Origin of the sequence: Kineosporia rhizophila, from assembly GCF_021277265.1 — a bacterium.
Classification (GTDB): Bacteria; Actinomycetota; Actinomycetes; order Actinomycetales; family Kineosporiaceae; genus Kineosporia; species Kineosporia rhizophila.
Genome location: NZ_JAJSOH010000004.1, coordinates 58511 through 79356 on the forward strand (window position 1 = coordinate 58511; position 20846 = coordinate 79356).

At 70.8% G+C, this 20846-nt stretch carries 19 protein-coding genes; 6 read left to right on the plus strand and 13 right to left on the minus strand.

What is annotated here, in order from left to right:
* Window positions 1–421 precede the first annotated feature (421 nt).
* Window positions 422–2884: an HNH endonuclease signature motif containing protein gene (locus LWF15_RS08825; protein WP_232809922.1), complete on the plus strand. Its 2463-nt coding sequence runs from the start codon at window positions 422–424 to the stop codon at window positions 2882–2884.
* Window positions 2885–3616: 732 nt separating this feature from the next.
* Here the strand turns inward: LWF15_RS08825 and LWF15_RS08830 are convergent.
* From LWF15_RS08830 to LWF15_RS08855, 6 genes are all read right to left on the minus strand, one after another.
* Complete coding sequence (locus LWF15_RS08830; protein WP_232809923.1) at window positions 3617–4360, minus strand: cobalt-precorrin-6A reductase; 744 nt, start codon at window positions 4358–4360, stop codon at window positions 3617–3619.
* On the minus strand, window positions 4360–5130 hold the full coding sequence (gene cobF, locus LWF15_RS08835; RefSeq protein ID WP_232809924.1) for a precorrin-6A synthase (deacetylating): 771 nt from the start codon (window positions 5128–5130) through the stop codon (window positions 4360–4362). Before cobF ends, LWF15_RS08830 begins: the two co-directional genes overlap by 1 nt.
* Window positions 5130–5873 (minus strand): precorrin-4 C(11)-methyltransferase, encoded by a 744-nt coding sequence (cobM, locus tag LWF15_RS08840; protein WP_232809925.1) that lies wholly within the window; start codon window positions 5871–5873, stop codon window positions 5130–5132. Before cobM ends, cobF begins: the two co-directional genes overlap by 1 nt.
* Window positions 5870–7141, minus strand: a complete 1272-nt coding sequence (gene cbiE, locus LWF15_RS08845; protein ID WP_232809926.1) for a precorrin-6y C5,15-methyltransferase (decarboxylating) subunit CbiE — start codon at window positions 7139–7141, stop codon at window positions 5870–5872. The genes cobM and cbiE overlap by 4 nt, the downstream gene beginning before the upstream one ends.
* Before the next feature lie 583 nt (window positions 7142–7724).
* On the minus strand, window positions 7725–9398 hold the full coding sequence (locus LWF15_RS08850) for a glycoside hydrolase family 13 protein (protein WP_232809927.1): 1674 nt from the start codon (window positions 9396–9398) through the stop codon (window positions 7725–7727).
* Between the two features lie 71 nt (window positions 9399–9469).
* Window positions 9470–9982, minus strand: a complete 513-nt coding sequence (locus tag LWF15_RS08855; RefSeq protein WP_232809928.1) for a DUF2505 family protein — start codon at window positions 9980–9982, stop codon at window positions 9470–9472.
* Between the two features lie 153 nt (window positions 9983–10135).
* Between LWF15_RS08855 and ettA the strand changes: the two genes are divergently transcribed.
* Window positions 10136–11818, plus strand: a complete 1683-nt coding sequence (gene ettA / locus LWF15_RS08860; protein ID WP_232809929.1) for an energy-dependent translational throttle protein EttA — start codon at window positions 10136–10138, stop codon at window positions 11816–11818.
* 85 nt (window positions 11819–11903) lie between these two features.
* Here the strand turns inward: ettA and LWF15_RS08865 are convergent, their stop codons facing one another.
* The 5 genes from LWF15_RS08865 to LWF15_RS08885 form a co-directional block, all read right to left on the minus strand.
* A complete protein-coding gene (locus LWF15_RS08865) occupies window positions 11904–12884 on the minus strand; it encodes a lysylphosphatidylglycerol synthase transmembrane domain-containing protein (RefSeq protein WP_232809930.1) in 981 nt (326 codons plus the stop codon).
* 172 nt (window positions 12885–13056) lie between these two features.
* Entirely contained in the window at window positions 13057–13665 is a 609-nt protein-coding gene (locus LWF15_RS08870) for a hypothetical protein (RefSeq protein WP_232809931.1), read from the minus strand.
* 56 nt (window positions 13666–13721) lie between these two features.
* Window positions 13722–14471: an ABC transporter permease gene (locus tag LWF15_RS08875; RefSeq protein ID WP_232809932.1), complete on the minus strand. Its 750-nt coding sequence runs from the start codon at window positions 14469–14471 to the stop codon at window positions 13722–13724.
* Window positions 14468–15403 carry an acyl-CoA thioesterase gene (locus tag LWF15_RS08880; RefSeq protein ID WP_232809933.1) on the minus strand — a complete coding sequence of 312 codons (936 nt, stop codon included), beginning with the start codon at window positions 15401–15403 and terminating at the stop codon, window positions 14468–14470. Before LWF15_RS08880 ends, LWF15_RS08875 begins: the two co-directional genes overlap by 4 nt.
* Complete coding sequence (locus tag LWF15_RS08885; RefSeq protein WP_232809934.1) at window positions 15400–16083, minus strand: TetR/AcrR family transcriptional regulator; 684 nt, start codon at window positions 16081–16083, stop codon at window positions 15400–15402. Before LWF15_RS08885 ends, LWF15_RS08880 begins: the two co-directional genes overlap by 4 nt.
* Window positions 16084–16168: 85 nt before the next feature.
* Here LWF15_RS08885 and LWF15_RS08890 point away from each other — a divergent pair, with 85 nt between their 5' ends.
* The 4 genes from LWF15_RS08890 to LWF15_RS08905 all read left to right on the plus strand — a co-directional run bounded on the left by LWF15_RS08890 (window position 16169) and on the right by LWF15_RS08905 (window position 19623).
* A complete protein-coding gene (locus tag LWF15_RS08890) occupies window positions 16169–17014 on the plus strand; it encodes an SDR family oxidoreductase (protein WP_232809935.1) in 846 nt (281 codons plus the stop codon).
* Between the two features lie 125 nt (window positions 17015–17139).
* Complete coding sequence (locus LWF15_RS08895) at window positions 17140–18234, plus strand: zinc-binding dehydrogenase (RefSeq protein ID WP_232809936.1); 1095 nt, start codon at window positions 17140–17142, stop codon at window positions 18232–18234.
* Window positions 18235–18436: 202 nt separating this feature from the next.
* On the plus strand, window positions 18437–19126 hold the full coding sequence (locus tag LWF15_RS08900) for an acyl-CoA thioesterase (protein WP_232809937.1): 690 nt from the start codon (window positions 18437–18439) through the stop codon (window positions 19124–19126).
* A complete protein-coding gene (locus tag LWF15_RS08905; RefSeq protein WP_232809938.1) occupies window positions 19063–19623 on the plus strand; it encodes a hypothetical protein in 561 nt (186 codons plus the stop codon). The genes LWF15_RS08900 and LWF15_RS08905 overlap by 64 nt, the downstream gene beginning before the upstream one ends.
* 20 nt (window positions 19624–19643) lie before the next feature.
* Here LWF15_RS08905 and LWF15_RS08910 read toward each other — a convergent pair whose 3' ends face one another.
* A complete protein-coding gene (locus LWF15_RS08910) occupies window positions 19644–20048 on the minus strand; it encodes a globin (protein ID WP_232809939.1) in 405 nt (134 codons plus the stop codon).
* A gap of 14 nt (window positions 20049–20062) precedes the next feature.
* Window positions 20063–20821, minus strand: coding sequence for a TetR/AcrR family transcriptional regulator (locus LWF15_RS08915; protein WP_232809940.1), 759 nt, complete (start codon window positions 20819–20821; stop codon window positions 20063–20065).
* Window positions 20822–20846 lie beyond the last annotated feature (25 nt).

The window sequence follows — 20846 nt, forward strand, 5'->3', positions numbered from 1 at the left end:
CAGCAGCCCCTCTGACTACGGCCACTCTCCTCAGCCCACTCCTTCTAGTCAGCCCACCCCTTCTACCCAGCCCAGCCCTCCTGCCCAGCCTGCCTGTCCTGCTCAGCCCAGCCCTTCTGTTCAGCCTGGCCGTTCTACCCAGGTCGGCTCTTCTGGCCAACCCGGTCCTTCTGCCCAGCCTGCCCGTCCTGGTCAGCCCACTCCTTCGGGTCGGCCCACCTCTTCTACCCAGCCCAGCCCTCCTGCCCGGCCTGCCCGTCCTGCCCGTCCTGCTCAGCCCAGCCCTTCTGTTCAGCCTGGCCGTTCTGCCCAGGTCGGCTCCTCTCGCCAGCCTGGCCGTTCTGCCCGGCCCGGCTCTTCTGCCCGGTCCGGCTCTGCACCTGATGCCTGGGTCACTGGCCTGCTGGCAAGAGAGCTGGTGATGCGGCGGCTGCAGGCGGCGCAGATGCGTTCGCTGGTAGCGGCGGTCGAGGCGATGCCGGTGGCCCGGCGCCGGGGTTCGCGGGCGGGGCGGCAGCCCGTGGGCCAGAACCAGCCGGAGTCCAACGGCGCTCTGGGCAGCCGGGAGCACGAAGAAGACCCGGATGGTGGGCAGAACCAGAACGGCGGCGAACTGGAGGATTCCGCGCAGCTGATCTCGTCCCGCAAGTTGGTGTCATCGCGTCTGGCGCCGGAGTTGAACCGTCATCCCCTCTCGGCCGCAGGCGATGTGCAGGAGGCGATCGGCCTGGTGCGTGATCTGCCGCGAGTCTTCGCCCTGCTGGAACAGGGGCGTCTCGATGGTGATCGGGCCCGCCTGGTCACGCGCCGGTTGCACGGTGCCTGTGAGCGCTACCCGCAGTTGCGGCCGGCCAATGAGCAGTGGCTGCTGCTGGAGGCCATGGTCGCCGCGCAGGCGCCCGATCTGACGTACGGGCAACTGGACCGGCTGATCAAGCTTCTGCTGCAGCAGCTTGATCCGGACGGTGGCGCGGCCCGCCATGCGCAGGCCTTGCGGGGCCGGAACGTGCAGGTGCAGCCCCAGCCCGACGGAATGGCTCTGGTGACAGCCCTCATCTCCGCGGAGGCCGGTCAACTGCTCGACGGTTTCCTGGATGCAGCAGCCGATGCGGCGCGGGATCGGGCTGAGGCCGAAGGTCTTCCGGATGAGCGCACGCATGATCAGCGGCGGGCGGATGTACTGGCGATGCTGGTGCAGGCGTTGTCGGAAGGGCTGCACATTCCGTTGGTTCCGGACCCTCGGCATGAGAACGACGACGAGGAGTTCCACGCCCAGCCCACCGCCCAGCCCACCGCCCAGCCCACCGCCCAGCCCACGGGTGAGCCCGCGAGTAAGTCCGCCGCTCAGCTCGCGGGTAAGCCCGCGAATAAGTCCGCCGCCCAGTTCACGGGTGAGCCCACGGGTGAGTCCGCCGCTCAGCCCGCCGGTGAGTCCGCCGCTCAGCCCGTCGGTTGCTCCGCTGGTCAGCGTGCTGGGCAGCCCGGTGACGAACCGGATCACGTGCCGGGTGACGTGCCGGGTCGTACGCCGGGTGACGCGCGTGCTGGCTGCTCGGCCGAAAAGCCCACAGAAGAGCCTGGTCGGGAGCCCGGCCAGGATGGAAGCAGAGGCGGCAACCGGGTGGATGTCCGGGGGCATGCCGGGGCGCATGCTCCAGGGCCGATCGGAGAAGGCGGCCAGGCCGGAGGGCAAGGCGGATCCTCACAAGACCAGCCGGAAAGCCTTTCAGGCCAGTCCGTCCCGGACTCCTTCCGGCGCCGTCCGCAGGAAGACCAGCAGACCCCTGCCGCCAACCTCCACCACGACATGACGACCTTGGGATTCGCGCCGGTGCCAGAGGGCTTGATGCCGGCCTGGTGGCGCATCCCCGACCTGCCCCGGGTCAAAGGCCGCGGCCCACACCTCGTGGTCACCATCACCGACACCACACTCCTGGGCCTGGATCAGATCCCCGGATTGCTGCAGGGTCACGGTGTGATCAGCGCCGAGCAAGCCCGCCGACTGGCCGTCGCTCCGAGTCAGGTCACCCTCCTGGTCCTACCCGGAGCCTGCGCCCAACCCAACTCGCACTCCCACATGCACACTGACGCCCGCGCTGACGCACCTGCCCACGCTGAAGCGGACGGAATGCCCCCACCGACCGCCGATCACAGCGCCGACTCACACGACTTCGGGGGGCAGGAGCATCCGGGAAACAGCCAGAGACCGGGCAGACCGGATGATCCAACGGCCGCACCACCATGCCCAGTCGGCCTGGATCACGACCAACCCCGGACCAGCCGTTACCGGCCTGGCCGCACACTCACCAACCAGGTCACCGCCCGCTACCCGACCTGCACCTTCCCCGGCTGCACCACGCCCGCCAGCCGCTGTGATCTGGACCATCTCAGGCCTTTTCGGCAGGGTGGGCTCTCCTGCGCCTGCAACATGCACCCAGCGTGCCGGGGCCACCATCGCCTCAAGACCTTCGCCCACTGGCACGCCCGGCCAGCCCGCCCCGACGAGCCCTACCCGCCCGGCACCATCATCTGGACCACGCCTGACGGCACCGATCACCCCAGCCCGCCACCCCTCCTGCCCGGGATGCCGGGCTGGACCCTGCCCATCCGCACCCCGGACTACCCCGCACAGCCCGAGAGCCTGACCCGCATCGACCTCATGCCCTCCGCCGAACGCACCGCCCGCCGTACCAACCGCTGGGCCCGAGCCTTGCAATGGCAGGCAGACCAGCAAGACCGCCAACGCCGAGCCGCGCTCAAGCAAGCAGCCAGGCAAGCAGCGAAGGCTGCAGCCGCACTCCGCCCGCCTCTGGCCCGGCCCAAGCACGCTCCCTGGGGTGAGTCCACTGGTGTGTACCCCGAATACGGGGAGCCGACCTTTTAACGCCTTGCCTGACGCCTTGCCTGGACCAGTGACGAACAGCCACAGGGTGGGGGTGCGCCGCCCACCGTCGATGAGCATCCGCACCGCGGCGAAGACGTCCTGCCTAATGCCCCGCCGCGTGACGCCCTGCCTGGTGCCCTGCCTGGTGCCCTGCCTGGACCGGTGACCAGCAGGCACGGGGTGGGGGGCGCCGTCCGCCAGCGATGAGTATCCGCACCGCGGCGAAGGCGCTTTACCTGATGCCCGGCCGTCTGATGCCCAGCCGCGTGACGTCCTGTCTGAGGCCCTGCCTGGTGCCCTGCCTGGACCGGTGACCAGCAGCCACGGGGTGGGGGTGCGCCGCTCGCCGGCGATGAGCATCCGTGCCGCGGCGAAGGCGCCTTGCCTGATGCCCCGCCGTCTGATGCCCCGCCGCGTGATGGCCTGCCTGACGCCCTGCCTGGACCGATGACCAGCAGCCACAGGGTGGGGGTGCGCCGCCCGCCGTTGCTGAGCATCCGCACCGCGGCGAAGGCGCCCTGCCCGATGCTCCGCCTGACGCCCTGCCTGGACCGGTAACCAGCAGCCACAGGGGTGGGATGCGCCGCCTGCCGTTGCTGAGCATCCGCACCGCGGCGAAGACGCCCTGCTCGATGCCCCACCGCCTGACGCCTTGCCTGACGCCTTGCCTGACGCCCGGCCTCGCCGCGACATGCCCTTACATGCCACTGCGTACCGCTGAATTCCGTCCCCTCAGTTGGCCCCGAGCCGTGCCAGCCATGCGACCGCCGCGCCCACGTCGTCCACGGTCTCCACCGACTCCGGCAGGGCCGGGCGCTGAACCATGATTACTTCGATGCCCCGCTCACGGGCCGCGGTGAGCTTGGCCGCCGTCATCGGTCCGCCGCTGTTCTTGGTCACGAGCTTGTGGACGTCCTTGGCGGCGAAGAGTCTCCGCTCGCCTTCCAGGGTGAAAGGGCCACGATCGAGCAGGATCTCGCAGTGGTCCGGTAGTTCGCCGTCCGGCCGTTCCACGGCCCGCATGATGAACCGCTGGGGGAGGCCGGCGAAGGCGGAGGTCTCTTGGCGGCCGGTGGTGACGAGGACGTTGGTGTGTGGGGGGAGGGGGGCTATCTGGGCTGCGGCTGCGGGGATGTCCGGCGTGAGAGTCCAGTTGTCGCCCGGGGCGGGGTGCCAGGCGGGTCGGTGCAGGACGAGCAGAGGGGTCTCGGTGGTGCGGCAGGCGGCGGCCGCGTTGGCCGTGATGCGTTCGGCGAAGGGGTGGGTTGCGTCGACTACGGCGAAGATTCCCTCGGTCCGTAGATACTCGGCCAGCCCGGCCGCCCCGCCGAACCCTCCTACGCGAAGATCGCCCACTGGAAGCCGAGGCGACGAAACGCGTCCCGCGAGCGACGAGACCACCGAGAGGCCACCCGTCATCAATTCTGAGGCCAGCAGGCGACCTTCGCCGGTGCCGCCCAGAATCAGGACCTTCATCAGGCCCTGCGCCGCCGCAACAGGTAGGTGTCCATGACCCAGCCCTTGCGTTCCCGGGCCTCGGCGCGAGCCTGAACGATCTGCGGGCCGACCTCCGTCACCGGGCCGGAGAAGAGCATCTCGTCCCTGGTGCCCAGGTAGGCGCCCCAGAAGATGTCCACGTCGGGGTCGGTGACCTGGGTGAAGGCGCACTCGCCGTCGAGCATGACCACCACGTTGTCCTGCCCGGCGGGCATTCCCTCGGCGAGCAGTCGCCCCGGGGTGATGTGGATGGGCTCGCCGATCCGGTTCAGCGGGATGCGGTGGCGGGCGGTGAGGGCGTGCAGGCTGCTTACTCCGGGAATGACGTCCCACTTGAAGGCGACGTTGCCGCGGGCGGTCAGTTCCTCGACGATGCGGATGGTTCCGTCGTAGAGCGAGGGGTCGCCCCAGACGAGAATGGCGCCGACGCCGTCCTCCTCGAGTTCTTCGGCGATCATCCGCTCGAAGATCTCGGCGCGTCGGTGGTGCCAGTCCTTCACCGCCTCGCCGTAGGCGGCGGCGGTGCGGTCGCGCTCGGGGTCGGTGGCCTGGACGAAACGGTAGTCGGTGCCCGAGGTTCCGCTGATGTGGCGCTCGCAGATCTCGCGGCGCAGCTGGATCAGGTCGTCCTTGGCGCTGCCCTTGTCGATCAGGAAGAACACGTCCACCGTGTTCAGGGCCTTGATGGCCTGGACGGTGACGTAGTCGGGGTCGCCGGCCCCGACCCCGATGAGCAGTACTTTCCGCATTAGGCGCGGCACCTTTCACTCGAGTAGAGGTGGCTGTCGGGGAAGTCGCCGGCGGTCAGGACGGGGCCGACCACGATGACCGCGGTGCGTCTGATCCCGGCCGCGTGCACCTGATCGGCGATCGTGGCCAGGGTGCCGCGCAGGATCTGCTCGTCGTTGCGGCTGGCCCGGGCGACCACGGCAACGGGGCCGTCCTGGCCGTAGATCGGGCTCAGCGTGCTGACCACGCTGTCGATCTCCTGGACGGCCAGATGAAGCACCAGGGTGGAACGGCTCTCGGCCAGGGCTTCGAGTTCCTGTCCGGCGGGCATGGCAGTGGCGCGGCGGGCGATCCGGGTGAGGATGACCGACTGGCCCACGCCGGGAACGGTGAGCTCGCGTTTGAGGGCGGCTGCGGCTGCGGCGAAGGCAGGCACGCCGGGCACGATTTCGTACGGCACCTTGAGCTGGTCGAGGCGTCGCATCTGCTCGGCGACGGCACTGAACACCGAGGGGTCGCCGGAGTGCAGCCGGGCCACGTCTTCGCCGCGCTCGTGGGCCTGGTGCAGTTCGGCCACGATCAGGTCCAGATCGAGGTTCGCGGTGTCGACAAGCCTTGCTCCGGGCGGGCAGTCGGCCAGCAGCTCTTCCGGGACCAGGGAACCCGCGTAGAGGCAGACCGGGGCCTTCTGCAGGATCCGCAGCCCGCGGATGGTCAGAAGGTCGGCGGCGCCCGGGCCGGCGCCGATGAAAAAGACCGTCATGTCGCTGCTTCCACTGCCTTCCAGGCGCTCCACTGGGTGACCGGCATAGCGGGCCGCCAGCCGGTGAATCGCCCGATGGCCGTGGCCTTGGCGATCTCGATCTTGGCGAGGACGCCGCCGTACTGTGATCTGGCCTGCGCCAGCAGCATTTCCGATTCGAGGGTGGTCACGTTCACGACCATCCGCCCGCCGGGCGCCAGTGCTTCCCAGCAGTGCTCGAGCAGTCCGGGGGCGGTGAGCCCGCCACCTACGAAAATCGCGTCGGGGGTGGGTAGTCCGGTCAGTTCGGCGGGCGCCTCACCGGTTCTCACTTCCAAATGGGGGACGCCCAGCAGCTCGGCATTGCGGGCGATGCGCTGGGCCCGCTGAGGGTCGCGCTCGATGCTGACGGCCCGGCAGGAGGGGTGCGTACGCAGCCATTCGATGCCGATGCTGCCCGCGCCGCCACCGACGTCCCAAAGCAGTTCGCCGGGCTCGGGGGCCAGGGTGGAGAGCGTGATCGCACGGACGTGGCGCTTGGTGAGCTGCCCGTCGTTCTCGTATGCCTCGTCGGGGAGTCCGGGGGTGCGCGACAGCCTGAGTGGTGCAGTGCCGGGGCGGCAAACCACGGCGAGCACGCAGAGGGCCTTGGAGCCGGACGGAGCGTGCTCGGGAAAACCTTCGCTCGGCCACTCGTCGGCTGTTGCGGTGACACGGAACTCGTCCTGCGCACCGAGGTTGCCCAGGGCAGTGAGTTCGCTGGGGCCGAAACCGCGCTTGCGCAGCAGATCCGCGACCACCGCCGGAGACTCCTCGCCGGGCACCAGGACAAGCAGCCGGCGGGCCGGGGAGATGCTCGGCTGCAGGGTGGCGGCCGGACGCCCGACCAGGCTGATCACCTCGACGTCCTGCTGGGCCCAGCCCATGCGGGCACAGGCCAGGGAGACGCTGGAGGGGTGCGGCAGGACGGTCAGGTCGAAGCCGGGGGCCACGCGGGCGATGGTTGTCGCGATGCCGAAGAAGGTGGGGTCGCCGCTGGCCAGCACCACCTTGTGAGCGCCGGGGGTCTTGACCAGCAGCAACGGCAGGGCGCGCAGCAGGGGGCTGGGCCAGGGCACCTGCCGGGCAGTGACCTCGGGAGGCAGCAGGGCGAGCTGGCGATCACCGCCGAACACAACGTCGGCCTGGCTTAGGGCTTCGCGGGTGGCAGGGGACAGGCCGGGCCAGCCGTCTGCGCCGATGCCCGCGACGACGAGGCGTTCAGGGGAGGAGGGTGGAGCGGCGGACACGGGCTCCACCCTAGTTGAGGCGGTCTCGGGGGCTTGCGCTCGGGCGGTCTGCAAACCGGCAGTGCCCCCGGCGTCGGTCTCGACGCCAGGGGCACCTGAGTCGGCTCTGGACCCTCCCTACGGCCAAGGCGCTCGATCGGCCGTCCGGATCCATCCGCCTCGCCCGCCGCCATGAGCAAGTGAACCGTCTGGGGCAGACAAGGTGGAGAACGGCCCGGCTCTTCCTCGCCGCGGCTCGGTCCAGCGCTACTCACACCTGGAAGGCAGCCTTACTCACACCTGAAAGGCAGGCTCCGGACGGCCCGGCGGCGGTGGCGCCGGGTCCGTTCCCGGCCCCGGGATGTCCGGGGTGGGGATGGGAGGAGCGGGCGCCGGCCCCGGCCCGCCCGGGCTGGGTGGCTCGAGCGGTGGGTCGGGCTCGGCCGGGGGCAGAGTCTGCTGCGTGTCTGGCTGGGACAGTGTTCGCTTCTGGGGGAGCGTACTGTCCGGATCGAGAACGGTCGTCTCGTCCAGAACGGTCATGGTTCACCCCTTTCCTGCGATCGAGTCGGCGATCCCTGGGCCAGTCCTGATGAGTCCTGGTCTAGTCCTGGTCAACCAGGATCCACGCCGCCGCGTCGGGCGGCAGCAGCTCACCCTCGAGGGGTGAACTCGACAGGACAACCCTGCCGGGCGGCAGCGGGACCGCAACTGCACCGGTGTTGAGCACGCACACGAACCCGTTGCCCCGGGCCAGACCGAGCACCTGATCCTCTTCGCCGGTCCAGACCAGCGGCCCGCCGTCGTGGCCGAGTTGGGGCAGCTCACGGCGCAGCCGGAGGGCCTCGCGGTAGAGCGCGAGCATCGAGCCGGGATCACCCTCTTGCGCCTCGACCGACAACTCACCCCAGGAGGCCGGCTGGGGAAGCCAGCCAAGAGCGTCCCCAAATCCGAGAGAAGGCCCACCCCGCTGCCAGGGGAGCGGAACCCGGCAGCCGTCGCGACCGCGCTCGGTGTGGCCCGAGCGCTCCCAGGTCGGATCCTGCAGCACTTCCTCGGGCAGGTCCTCGACCTCGGGCAGACCTAGTTCCTCGCCCTGGTAGAGATAGACGCCGCCGGGCAGTGCGAGTGCATAAAGGATGGCCGCCCGGGCCCGGCGGGTGCCGAGCGCGACGTCGGTCTCGCCCTGGGGGAACTCCGGGGCGTTGCTGCCGGAGGTGCGCTGCTGGGGCCGGCCGAGCCGGGTGACGTGGCGGGTGACGTCGTGGTTGGAGAGCGTCCACATCACCGGCGCGCCGACCGAGTCGTGGGCCTCGAGCGAGATGCGGGCCGTCTCGCGCAGTTCCTTCGCGTGCCAGCGGGCGCGCATCAGCTCGAAGTCGAAGGCGGTGTGCAGGCGCTCGGGCCGCAGGTACTCGGCCAGCCGGGCGGAGCTCTCCACCCAGGCCTCGGCCACGAACACCTTGGGCGGGTCGTAGGAGTCGCCGACCGCACGCCACTCCTGCCAGACGTCGAGCACACCCGGCCGGTCCCAGTAGGGGTGGTCGGGAACCTTCACGCGGGCGAGGATCTGCTGCTGGCTGAGGTTCAGGCTGGGCAGCGCCGGATCCTTGATCAGGCCGTGCGCCACGTCGATCCGGAAACCGTCGGCGCCGAGGTCGAACCAGAACCGCAGGACGCTCTCGAACTCGGCCCGGACCTCGGGGTTGTCCCAGTTCAGGTCGGGCTGCTTCACGTCGAACAGGTGCAGGTACCACTCCCCGCCCTCGACCCGGTGCCAGGCCGGCCCGCCGAAGACGGACTGCCAGTCGTTGGGGGGCTCGTCGCCGTCCGGTCCGGAGCCGGGCCGGAACACGAACCGGTCGCGCTCGGGTGAGCCCGGGGGTGAGGCCAGGGCGGCGGTGAACCAGGGGTGTTCGTCGGAGGTGTGGTTGGGCACCACGTCGAGCAGGACCTTCAGCCCGGCCGCGTGCGCCTCCTCGATCAGCGCGCGGGCCTGCTGCAGATCGCCGAAGGGGGCGTGGATGTTGCGGTAGTCGGCCACGTCGTAGCCGGCATCGGCCTGGGGGGAGGGGTACCAGGGGTTGATCCAGATCGCGTCCACCCCGAGCGAGGCGAGGTAGGGCAGCCGGGACCGGATGCCGCCGATGTCGCCCAGGCCGTCGCCGTCGGAGTCGGCGAACGACCGGATGTACAGCTGGTAGGTGACGGCGGAGCGGTACCAGTCGGCGGCTTGCTGGCGGGCAACGGGCTCATCGGTGAGGTCTGCGCTGGTCACGGTTCCGAAGCTACCGGCGCCCACCCGCCGTCACATTTTGGCCGTCACATTTTGGCTGTCACACCCGGCCGTCACATCCCGTACGGCACCTGTCGTTCCAGCCACTGCAGCCGGAACTGGTGCTCCTCCTCGAGCCGGGCGCTCAGCGAGGCGGCCACCTCGGGGCCGCCCTTGCGGCCCAGGCGGCCGTGCGTCTCCAGCTGGACGGCGATCCAGAAGCGGGTGCCGACGGTGCCGGCCGGTTCCAGGCCCAGCTGGCCGACGATCGTGACCTGCGGGGCGGCGGCCAGCTCGACGGTGTACTCGCCCTCCCGGGCCCCGTTCCAGGCGGACTGCTGCCAGATCAGGGACTCGGTCATCATCGACTTGCCGCCGAAGAAGCGGCGCGCGGGCATGATGTCCGAGGCCTGGCGCTCCGAGACCTGGCGGAAGGCCCCGGCCCGTTCCCTCAGCTCCAGGACGTGGAAGTCCTCGTACCCGAGCTGCCGGGCCTTCTCGGTGAGATGTTCCAGCCGGGTCATCATCCGGAACGTCACCAGCGGTGAGACCCCGTAGACCCAGTCCAGACCGAACTGCGCTGACATGGCTGAGTGTCCTCCTCGCTGCCGGACTCTAGGACATGATCCGGATTCATGGGACGACCGACGTCGCCACCCTGCCAGATCGGCAGGCCGGTCCACGGCGGGTGAGCGTGTGGGCGGACGGGGGAAGGCTCGGGCTGGGATAGCCTGTGGTGCGTGGCTGAGTACATCTACACCATGCGGAAGGCCCGGAAGGCGCACGGCGACAAGGTCATCCTCGATGACGTGACGCTGTCGTTCCTGCCCGGCGCCAAGATCGGCGTGGTCGGGCCGAACGGGGCCGGTAAGTCCAGCGTGCTCAAGATCATGGCCGGGATCGACCAGCCGTCCAACGGTGACGTGCGGCTGGATCCCGAGGCGACGGTCGGCATCCTGATGCAGGAACCGGAGCTGAACGAGTCGAAGACCGTCCTCGGCAACGTCGAGGAGGGGGTCGGCGAGATCAAGGCCAAGCTCGACCGGTTCAACGCCATCTCGGAAGAGATGGCCAGCCCCGACGCCGACTACGACAAGCTGCTGGCCGAGATGGGCGAGCTGCAGGAGGCGCTCGACGCCGCCGACGCCTGGGACCTCGACGCCCAGCTCGAGCAGGCGATGGACGCGCTGCGCTGCCCCCCGGGCGACGCCGACGTGAGCGTGCTCTCCGGTGGTGAGCGCCGCCGGGTGGCCCTGTGCAAGCTGCTGCTGTCGGCCCCCGACCTGCTGCTGCTCGACGAGCCCACCAACCACCTGGATGCCGAGAGCGTCCACTGGCTGGAGCAGTTCCTGGCCTCGTACAAGGGCGCCGTGCTGGCCGTCACCCACGACCGGTACTTCCTGGACAACGTGGCCGAGTGGATCCTCGAGCTCGACCGCGGCCGGGCCTACCCCTACGAGGGCAACTACTCCACCTACCTGGAGAAGAAGCAGCAGCGTCTGGCGGTCCAGGGCAAGAAGGACGCCAAGCTGGCCAAGCGGCTGGCCGACGAGCTCGACTGGGTGCGGCAGAACGCCAAGGGCCGGCAGACCAAGAGCAAGGCGCGTCTGGCCCGCTACGAGGAGATGGCGGCCGAGGCCGAGCGGACCCGCAAGCTCGACTTCGAGGAGATCCAGATCCCGCCCGGCCCGCGGCTGGGGTCGCAGGTCATCGAGGTCAACAAGCTGCACAAGGCGTTCGGTGAGCGCGACCTGATCAAGGACCTGTCGTTCACCCTGCCGCGCAACGGCATCGTCGGCGTGATCGGCCCGAACGGTGTGGGTAAGACCACGCTGTTCAAGACCATCGTCGGGCTGGAGCAGCCGACCGACGGCGACGTCCGGGTCGGCGACACCGTCTCGATCTCGTACGTCGACCAGAACCGCGGCGGGCTCGACCCGAAGAAGACGCTGTGGGAGACGGTCTCCGACGGCCTCGACTACATCAAGGTCGGCCAGGTCGAGATGCCCTCGCGGGCCTACGTGGCGGCCTTCGGCTTCAAGGGCCCCGACCAGCAGAAGCCCACGGGCGTGCTGTCCGGTGGTGAGCGTAACCGGCTGAACCTGGCGCTGACCCTGAAGCAGGGCGGCAACCTGCTGCTGCTCGACGAGCCGACCAACGACCTCGACGTGGAGACGCTGGGCTCGCTGGAGAACGCCCTGCTGGAGTTCCCCGGCTGCGCCGTGGTCATCTCCCACGACCGGTGGTTCCTCGACCGGGTGACCACGCACATCCTGGCCTATGAGGGCACCGAGGAGGACCCGGCGAACTGGTACTGGTTCGAGGGCAACTTCGAGTCGTACGAGAAGAACAAGATCGAGCGTCTGGGTGAGGACGCGGCGCGCCCGCACCGGGTCACGCACCGCAAGCTCACGCGCGACTGATCTTTCAGAGCCGAAGAGCCAACAACAACGGACGCCCTTGGTCACCGAAAAGGTGGCCGAGGGCGTCCGTTGTTGGTTGGGTTTTTCAGACCGCGTTCTGCCGCCGCAGCACGACCAGGGCGACCCAGCCGATCGGCACCCGGATCCAGAAGGTGATGACGCGGAAGAGCAGGGCGGCCGAAAGGGCGGCGGATTCGTCCACCTGGATTGCTGTGAGGCCGAGGAACAGGGCGGTCTCGGCGGCCCCGATACCTCCGGGCACCGGCACTGTCCCGGCAATGGCCGAGCCCCCGATCACCACCACAGCCATCAGGATCAATGGAGCGCTCTGGTCGAAGGCGGCCAGCGAGGCCGCGAGCACCGCAACGAAGCCCAGGGTCACAGCCAGGTGCCCCACCACAGCCAGGGCGAGCCGCTTCTTGCTGGTCACGATGTGCCGGAGTTCGGGGCCGGCCTCACGGAACGGCTGCACCACGTGTTTCACGAAAAGGGCCCGCCCCCACGGCCAGAACCGCAGCAACAACGCTGCAGCCAGCACCACCCCGGCGACGATGGCCACAGCCAGCCAGGGCACGTGCGGGGCGTCGGACATATTGCGGCCGGACAGGGCCAGCAGCAGTGTGATGGCGACCGCGGTGACCAGTACCGACATGGTCTGGACGAGTCCGACCACGGCCACCGCCACCGCCACCGGGACGTCCTTGCGGGTCAGGTAGCGCACGTTCAGCGCCAGCCCGCCGGCACTGGCCGGCGTGATCAGGTTGACGAACGAGGTGGCCAGCTGGACCAGGGTGATCTGGCCGAAGGGGATCCGGCCGGGGGAGAAGGCCAGGAACCCGGCCGCGCTGCCGACCACCGGCAGGATCGAGAACAGCAGCGCCACGCTCAGCCAGACCGGGTCGGTGTCGCGCAGCCGCTGCCACAGGTCGGCGAAGTCGACCCGCTGGACCAGCAGGTAGACGGCCACGACCGAGGCCACCCCGAGGACCACCCGGCCGATCAGGGCGCCCCGGCCCCGCTGGCGGGCGTCCGGATCGGCGGGAGCGGGCACTGGCTCCTCCGGCACAGAATCAGGCTGTGCGGCTGGGACATCGGTGGGCAGGGACACGCTGCCACCTTCGCACAGCGCGCTGAGCAGCGGGAAAACAACGGTTGCAGTTCAGGGACGAATCAGGGACGAACCGGAGTAGGCCTGCCCTTTCGGTCAACCCGCCTTTTCGGTCAGGCCGCCTTTTCGGTCAGGCCGGCTTGCCCGAAGAGCCGCCGCCGTCGTCCTTGGGCTCGTCGGTGTCGTTCTTCTCCTCGTTGTCGTCGCGCTTGCGGCTCTCCGCCTCGCCCTCCTGCTGGCCCATCTTCTGGGCCTGCTCCTGCTCGGAGTCGATCTCGGCGCAGTGCTGCTGGAGCTGCTCGGAGAGCTTCTCCACCTCTTCGCGCAGGTTGTTCAGCCGGGTGCCGAGGGCCTGGTGCTCGGCCTGCTCGGCGCCGGTCAGGGCCTCGTTGATCAGCTCGGCGGTGCCCAGGAAGGTGTCACGACCGGTGTCCAGCTCGGCGCGGGCCAGACCGAGCTGCTCGGCGACCTCGTTGTGGCTCATCCGCTCGCTGATCACGTCGAGGGTCCGGGCGGCGTTCTCGAAGACGTCACCGCTGCCGGCCAGCTCCTCGACGATCTTCTCCAGGGCCTCCCCGGCGATGCTGATCGACTGGCCCACCCCGTCCCAGCCGTGCTCGTGGGCCAGGTCGATCTCGCCGCGGGCGTACTCCAGGGCCTCCTCGGCGCGGTTGCGCGCCTCGTCGGCCGCCGCACTCACCGCTTTGACGTCTGAGCTGATTTCCTCGGTGCGCGACATCGGTTCTCCCTTGTGCGAAGTGCCCCAAATCCTAGTGGGGGCGCCTCACACCCACCTCACCCCGTCGGGGTCGGGAGCTGTGCGGGTGCGCCGAGCCGGTGGGCGATGATGACGCCGCTGATCGCCTGGGCGTTGATCAGCGCCACCAGCACGACCAGCTGGAAGCGGGCGGCGTCCATCGGGTCGGCCCCGCCCAGCAGGGCGCCGATGAAGGCGCCGGGCAGGGTGACCAGGCCGGTGGTCCGGGTCTGGTCGATCACCGGCATCATCGCCTCGGCCACACTGCGCCGGCAGATCCGGGCGGTGGCCTGGCGCGGGGTGGCGCCGAGGGCGAGCAGACCCTCGATCTCGTCGCGCTCGGACTCCAGGCCCGCGGCCAGCCGGCGGCCGGTGAGGGTGGCGGCCAGCATGGTGCCGCCGATCACGATGCCGCCCAGGGCCACCAGGTAGCGGGCGGAGAGCTCGAGCATGCCCAGGGCGAAGATCACGGTCAGGGTGCCGACGGCGGCGGTGGTGCAGGCCAGGGCTGCGGCGGGCAGGGCGTGGGGCAGGGCCTTGATCCGGCCCGCGGCGGTGCGTACGGCGATGGTCAGCATCACCGCCAGGGCCAGCACCACGAAGGGCGGGGCGTCGAAGACCCCGCGCAGGGCCAGCCCGACCAGGGCCAGCTGGGCAGCGCCCCGGATCACCGCCCAGGCCGGGCCCCAGCCCAGCGGGACCTGGGCGATCCGCAGCACCAGCCAGGTCAGGCCGATCAGGACGGCCACCCCGACGGCCAGCCGGACGTCGGGATGGAACAGCGTCACTCCGGCACCCGGAACATGCCTTCCTGTCCGAGGGTGGCCACCAGCGTGCCGTCCAGGGCGTAGATCCGGGCCAGGCCCAGCCCGCGGGCGCCGGACGCGGAGGGGCTCTCCTCGACGAACAGGTGCCAGTCGTCGAAGCGGGCCGGGCGGTGGAACCACATGGCGTGGTCGAGGCTGGCCGTCTTCATGCCCGGGGTGGCCCAGGCCAGGCCGTGGGCGCGCAGGGTCGGCTCGAGCACGGTGTAGTCGCTGACGTAGGCCAGCACCACGGCGTGCAGCAGCGGGCCGGGCGGCAGCGGGCCGGTGGGCCGGATCCAGACCGCCTGCTCGGCGGTCTTCTCCGGGCCGGGGCCGAGGAACAGCGGGCTCTGGACGTGGCGCAGCTCGAACGGCTGGGAGGCCAGGAGGGGCCCGAGGCCGCGGACGCTGTGCCCGGCCTCGGCCAGGCGCTCACGGAACGAGGGCACCTCGTCCGGGCGGGGCACCTCGGGCATCGGGGACTGATGGTCCAGACCCTCGGCGGCGGTCTGGAACGAGGCGATCATCGACAGGATCGGCTTGCCGTGCTGCACCGCCTGGACCCGGCGGGCGCTGAACGAGCGGCCGTCGCGCAGCCGCTCCACCGCCAGCTCGATCGGCACCTGCGGATCACCCGGACGCAGGAAGTAGCCGTGGAAGGAGTGCGGCGGGCGGTCGGCCTCGACCGTCTTGGCCGCCGCGGCCAGAGACTGGGCCAGCACCTGGCCACCGAAGATCCGGCCGTTGGGGGAGTGGAAGTTGTGGCCGAGGAAGCGGTCCTCCCCGTCGGGCTGCACGTCGAGCTTGGCCACCAGGTCGGTGGTGGCGACCGTCCCGGCCTCGGCCACCGGGCTCTCGGCGTCCACGCCGGTGATCGCCGCCAGTGCGTCGCGCGCCCGGTCTCTGCTCGTCACTTCGGTTCTCCTTCGTGCTGACCTGCTGATGCTGCTGGTGATGCTGCCCCGCCGACGGCCGGCGCGCTCACCATGCGGGTGGCCAGGTCGGCGTACAGCTCCCCGATCTGCGCGGCGCTGCGGCTGCCCCGGGGGTCGTACCAGCGGGCCACGTCGACGCTCAGCGAGAGCAGGGCCCGGGCCACCGCCCGGGTGTCGGGCACGTCCATCTCACCACTCGCGTTGCCCGCGCTGAGCTGGGCCTCCACCACGGCCTCGATCTGCCGGCGGATCCCGAGCACCCGCCGCCGGTCCGCCTCGGCCAGGGCGGTCAGCTCGTGCTGCACGACCCGGGCCACCCGGTGACGCTCGGCGTGCCAGGCGGTGAACGCCCGGATCACCGACTGGAGCCGGGCCAGCGGGGTGGGCGGCCCGGCGACCGAACGCTCGACCAGGTCGAGGGCCGCCTCGTGGCCGACCACGCTGATCTCGGCCAGCAGGGCCTGCTTGGAGGGGAAGTGGACGTAGAGCGCGGCCGGGCTGAGCCCGACCCGGGTGGCGATGTCACGAGTGGTGGTGGCGTGGAAGCCCCGGTCGGCGAAGGCCTCGATCGCGGCCTGGACCAGCCGCTGCGAGGAGTCTCCGGCCCGGTCCGGGCCGCCTTCGTCGTCCGTCCAGCTCATCGCCGAGCGGGTCGCCATGGCGGGAGCATGTCATGAACGAGCGCTCAGTCAAGGCACACTGGTTCCGAGCGCGAGGATGCACTCACCGGACGAGGAGGGGCAGATGCGTCTCGACGAGGAGACGGAACTTCACGGCAAGAGGCAGTCCGAACAGTCCAGTCAGTCCGAACCGGCTCCGGAGGGGCTGGCCAGCCGCCGGTTCCAGGGCCGGGTTGCGGTGGTCACCGGGGCCAGCCGGGGTATCGGCCTGGCCATCGCCCGGCGCCTGATCGCTGAGGGGGCCCGGGTGTGCGTCACCGCCCGCAAGGCCGGCCCTCTGGAGGAGGCGGTCGAGCAGCTGGGCGGCCCGGAGGTCGCGGTGGGCGTGGCGGGCCGGGCCGACGACGCCGAGCACCGATCCGAGGCGGTGCGGCGCACCATGGAGACCTTCGGCCGGCTCGACGTGCTGGTCAACAACACCGGCATCAACCCGGTCTACGGCCCGACCAGCAGCGTCGACGCCGGGGCGGCGGCCAAGGTCTTCGACGTGAACGTGATCGCGGCGCTGTCGTGGACCGACGAGGTGAGCAAGCTGGGGCTGGGCTCGCGGGAGGGCGCCGCGATCGTCAACGTGGCCTCGATCGCCGGGCTGCGGCCGTCGCCCGGCATCGGGGTGTACGGGGCCAGCAAGGCGGCGCTGATCCACGTCACCTCGCAGCTGGCGCTGGAACTGGCGCCCCGGATCCGGGTCAACGCAGTGGCTCCGGCCGTGGTCAAGACGCAGTTCGCCGAGGCGCTGTACGAGGGCCGCGAGGACCGGGTGATCGAGGGATACCCGCTGGGCCGGCTCGGGCACCCGGACGACGTGGCGGCCGCGGTGGCGTTCCTGGCCAGCGACGACGCCTCGTGGATCACCGGGCAGACGCTGACCCTCGACGGCGGCGTGGGTCTGGCCGGAGGCCTGGGCTAGAGGCCTGGGCCGAAGTAGCTGCTCGCTACCCGCCGGGGCAGTTGACCCGGCGGGTAGCCGGGCGGTTCAGTGTGTTCCGGTCGATCCCGGACAGCAGCCGGGGTCTTGTGCGACCGGAGGATCTGATGAGCACCGAGGCGTCGACGACCCTGACCGAGACCCGGACCGAGACCCTGACCGAGACCTCCGGCGGTACCGGCCGCACCATGCCGGCCTGGCGGGTCACGGCGGCCGGGGAACCGGCGGCGGTGATGCGGCTGGAAGAGGTTCCGGTGCCCTCACCCGGCCCCGGGCAGGTTCTGGTCCAGGTCGGTGCGGCGGGCCTGGGCCTCACCGACGCCGCTCTGGCGCAGGGTCTTTCGCTACAGGCTCCGCCACCGCCCTTCACCCCGGGGCTGGAGCTGTGCGGGGAGATCGTCGGGGTCGGGGCGGGTGTGTCGCAGTACCGGCTGGGCGAGCGGGTCGTCGGGCAGACCACTCTGCCTAGCGGTTCGCTGGCCCAGTTCGCGCTGGCCCGGGACCAGGACGTGTTCCCCGCCCCCACCGCGCTGGACGACGAACCCGCGGCGGTCTTCCACATCGCCTACCTGACCGCCTGGCTGGGGCTCTATCGCCGGGCCTCGGTGCACGTGGGCGAGTGGGTGCTGGTCTACGGGGCGGCGGGCGGCCTGGGCAGTGCAGCGGTGCAGCTGGCCCTGGCGGCGGGCGCCAAGGTGGTCGCGGTGGTCGGGTCGGAGGAGAAGTTCAAGCTGGTCCGGGGGCTGGGCGCTCAGGTGGTGCTGGACCGCAGCCGTCAGGACGTCGAGGCCGCGGTGCGCGAGCTGACCGACGGCAAGGGCGTGCAGGTGGTCTTCGACCCGGTCGGTGGGCCGACGTTCGAGCAGGCCGGGCGGCTGGTCGGGTTCGAGGGCCGGATCGTGGTGGCCGGTTTCGCCTCGCAGCAGGCCGTCCCGGTGGCGCCGGAGCAGGTGCGGGCGGCCAACTTCACCGTGCTGGGCGTCAACTCCGCGCTCTACCGCGAACGGGAGCCCGAGCTGGTGCAGCGGGCCCACGCCGACCTGATCGCGCTGCTGGACGCCGGGGCGCTGCGCCCGCAGCTGACCGAGACGCTGCCGTTCGGGCAGGCGCCGCTGGGGATCACCCGGCTGGCCGAGATGTCCACCCACGGCCGCCTGGCCGTGTCGGTGTCGAGCTCGGTCGGGGACGATGCCTCGGGGTGACCCGCCCACCCAGGCGGGCCGTCGTCCATCGTTCTGATGTTCTGAAGGGTCTTCGCAACCCACGGACCGGCGCCGGCCAGGCCCCTCCTCCTTCCCGGCACCCGGTCCGGGGTGCTGTCATTGCATCGGTCACCCGGCGCGCCCCTTGACCACCAATTTCGTGTGACCCAGGCCACTCGGGCCGATGAGGGACGATGGACGGGTGCCTCGCCACCGAGAAATGGTCCCGTTGCGCTGGTCGGACAGCGATGTGTACGGCCACGTCAACAACGTGATGCTGCTGCGCCTGCTGGAAGAGGCCCGGGTGTCCGCGCTCGAGCCGGACTTCCTGGAGGGCGGGCTCTCGGCCGGGGCCGGCACCGGGCTGCTGGTGGCCCGGCAGGAGATCGAGTACTTCGTGCCCCTGACCTGGCGGGCCGCTCCGGTCGCGATCGACCTGTGGGTGACCCGGATCGGGGCCTCCGACTTCGAACTGGGCTACGAGGTGCTGGAAGAGGGGCCCGAGGGGCCGCCGGTGGTCTACGCCCGGGCCGAGACCACGCTGTTCGCCTTCGACCTGGCCGCCCAGAGGCCCCGGCGCCTGGCCGAGCTGGAACGCAAGAAACTGCTGGAGTGGCTGGACGAACCGATCCGCTGGCGTCGGCGGCGGGAGAAGGCGGCGGCCCCCCGATTAACCTGCTGCTGCCTGATCTGGCCACCCTTTCCGATCTGCGCACGTTCGTCGGCCGCGCCCGGCAGATCGACGAGGGCGGGGCGATCCGCCTGGTCGGCGCGGGCGAGGTGCTGGCCATGTACGCCTGCGCCCTGCACGGCGGGGGCGGGCCGACGGTGCTCGCCCTGCGGGTGCTGTCGCTGGCCGAGCCCACCGAACTGGACGCCACGGTGCCGCTGAGCGCGCTCAGCGACCGGTTCGCGCGGATCGACCGGCTGATGGCCGGCGCCCGGCCCACCCCGCGCAGTGTGGGCAGGCCGATCGAGCTGCCGGTACCACCCACCACGGCCACCAACGCCAGCTGGGCGGGGGTGGCGCCGCCGCGTTCGGGCTGGAACCTCGAGGGCATGGTGCCGCTGGCCCTGCTGCGCGACGCTGCGCGCGCGGGGATCGAGGAGGTCGCGGCGGGGGTGCCGAGCGGGTCGGGATCCGCGGCAGTGGCTCGGCTTCGCGGGCTTGTCTGGGGACGCTCGTTGCTGGGTTCCCAAGGTCCGGCGGTGCCCGCTGGGGTCGCCTTCGCGGCCGAGACGTTCGGATTCCTGGGCCGCGCGGCTTCGGTGGAGGCTTCGCCGGAAATTGAGGACGCGTCAACGCTCCACTCAGCGGGTCCGTGGTGGCGGCTGAGCACCACCCGCGGGCACGTGCTGGCCCGGACGGCTTCGCTCCTGGGGTCCTGAGGGGGCTCGCGCCCAGCAGGTCAGTCCGGGGTGTTCTGCAGGCTGAAGGCGGCCCGCTCCAGGTAGTCCCAGAGCATCGACTCGTAGGCCGGCGGCAGGTCGAGGCTGTCCACCCCGGCGCGCATGTGCTTGAGCCACCGGTCGCGGGCGTCGGAGTTGACCTGGAAGGGCATGTGCCGCATGCGCAGCCGGGGGTGGCCGCGCTGCTCGCTGTAGGTGGTCGGGCCGCCCCAGTACTGCTCGAGGAACATCAGCATGCGCTGCTCGGCCGGGCCCAGGTCCTCGTCGGGGTACATCGGGCGCAGCACCGGGTCCTGGGCGATGCCCTGGTAGAACGTGTGCACCAGCTTCGCGAACGTCTCCCGCCCGCCGACCGCCTCGTAGAAGGTCACGTTCGTGGTGCTGGGGCTCTCCGGTTCCGCCATGCCTCCAGTGTCGCCTATCGGCCCTGCAGCAGTGCCGCCAGGCCGGACAGGATCAGGTCGGTGGTGTGCCGCAGGGCCCCCTGCGGATCGGCGTACTGGTTAGTGCTCTCGCCCAGCGAGTTGCCGACCCGGCCGGCCACCGGGTAGTCGTGGTCGCTCATCACCTTCGCCAGCAGCGGTGACACCTCCGTCCACCAGTCCAGGTCACTCTGCTCGGTCTCGCGCCGCCGGCGCTCCAGCTCGATCTCCTCGCGGGCCAGGGCCGACACCGTGGCCAGCAGCGAGGTGAGCGTGTACTCCATCTCGAGATCGGTCAGCCCGATGCCGTCGAGCGCGGTCAGCTCGGTCTCGTACTTCCCGGTGACCCCCGGCCCGGGCATCGGCCGACCGGCCCGCACCTCCACCGTCCAGGGGTGGCGCAGGTGGTGCTCCCAGTTGGCGGTGGCCATGTGCCGGACCCGGTCGCGCCAGTCGGCCTTCTGGGCGGGCCTTTCGATACCGGCGTAGACCTCACCGGCCACCGCGTCGAACATCAGCTCGATCAGCTCGGGCCGGCCCGCGATGTAGGGGTACAGCGTCATCGCGCTTACCCCCAGCTCTTCCGCCACCCGCCGCAGGGTGATCGCGTCGAGCCCTTCGGCGTCGGCCAGGCGGATGGCGGCGTCGGTGATCCGCTTGGGGGTGAGCCCGGACCGCCCGCTGCCCACGGTGGGGCGCCAGAGCAGGCCGATCAGCTTGACCGGGTCACCCTTCCGCTCCGCTCGCTTCGCCATGGGACGATCCTAAGGGCTTGCTTAC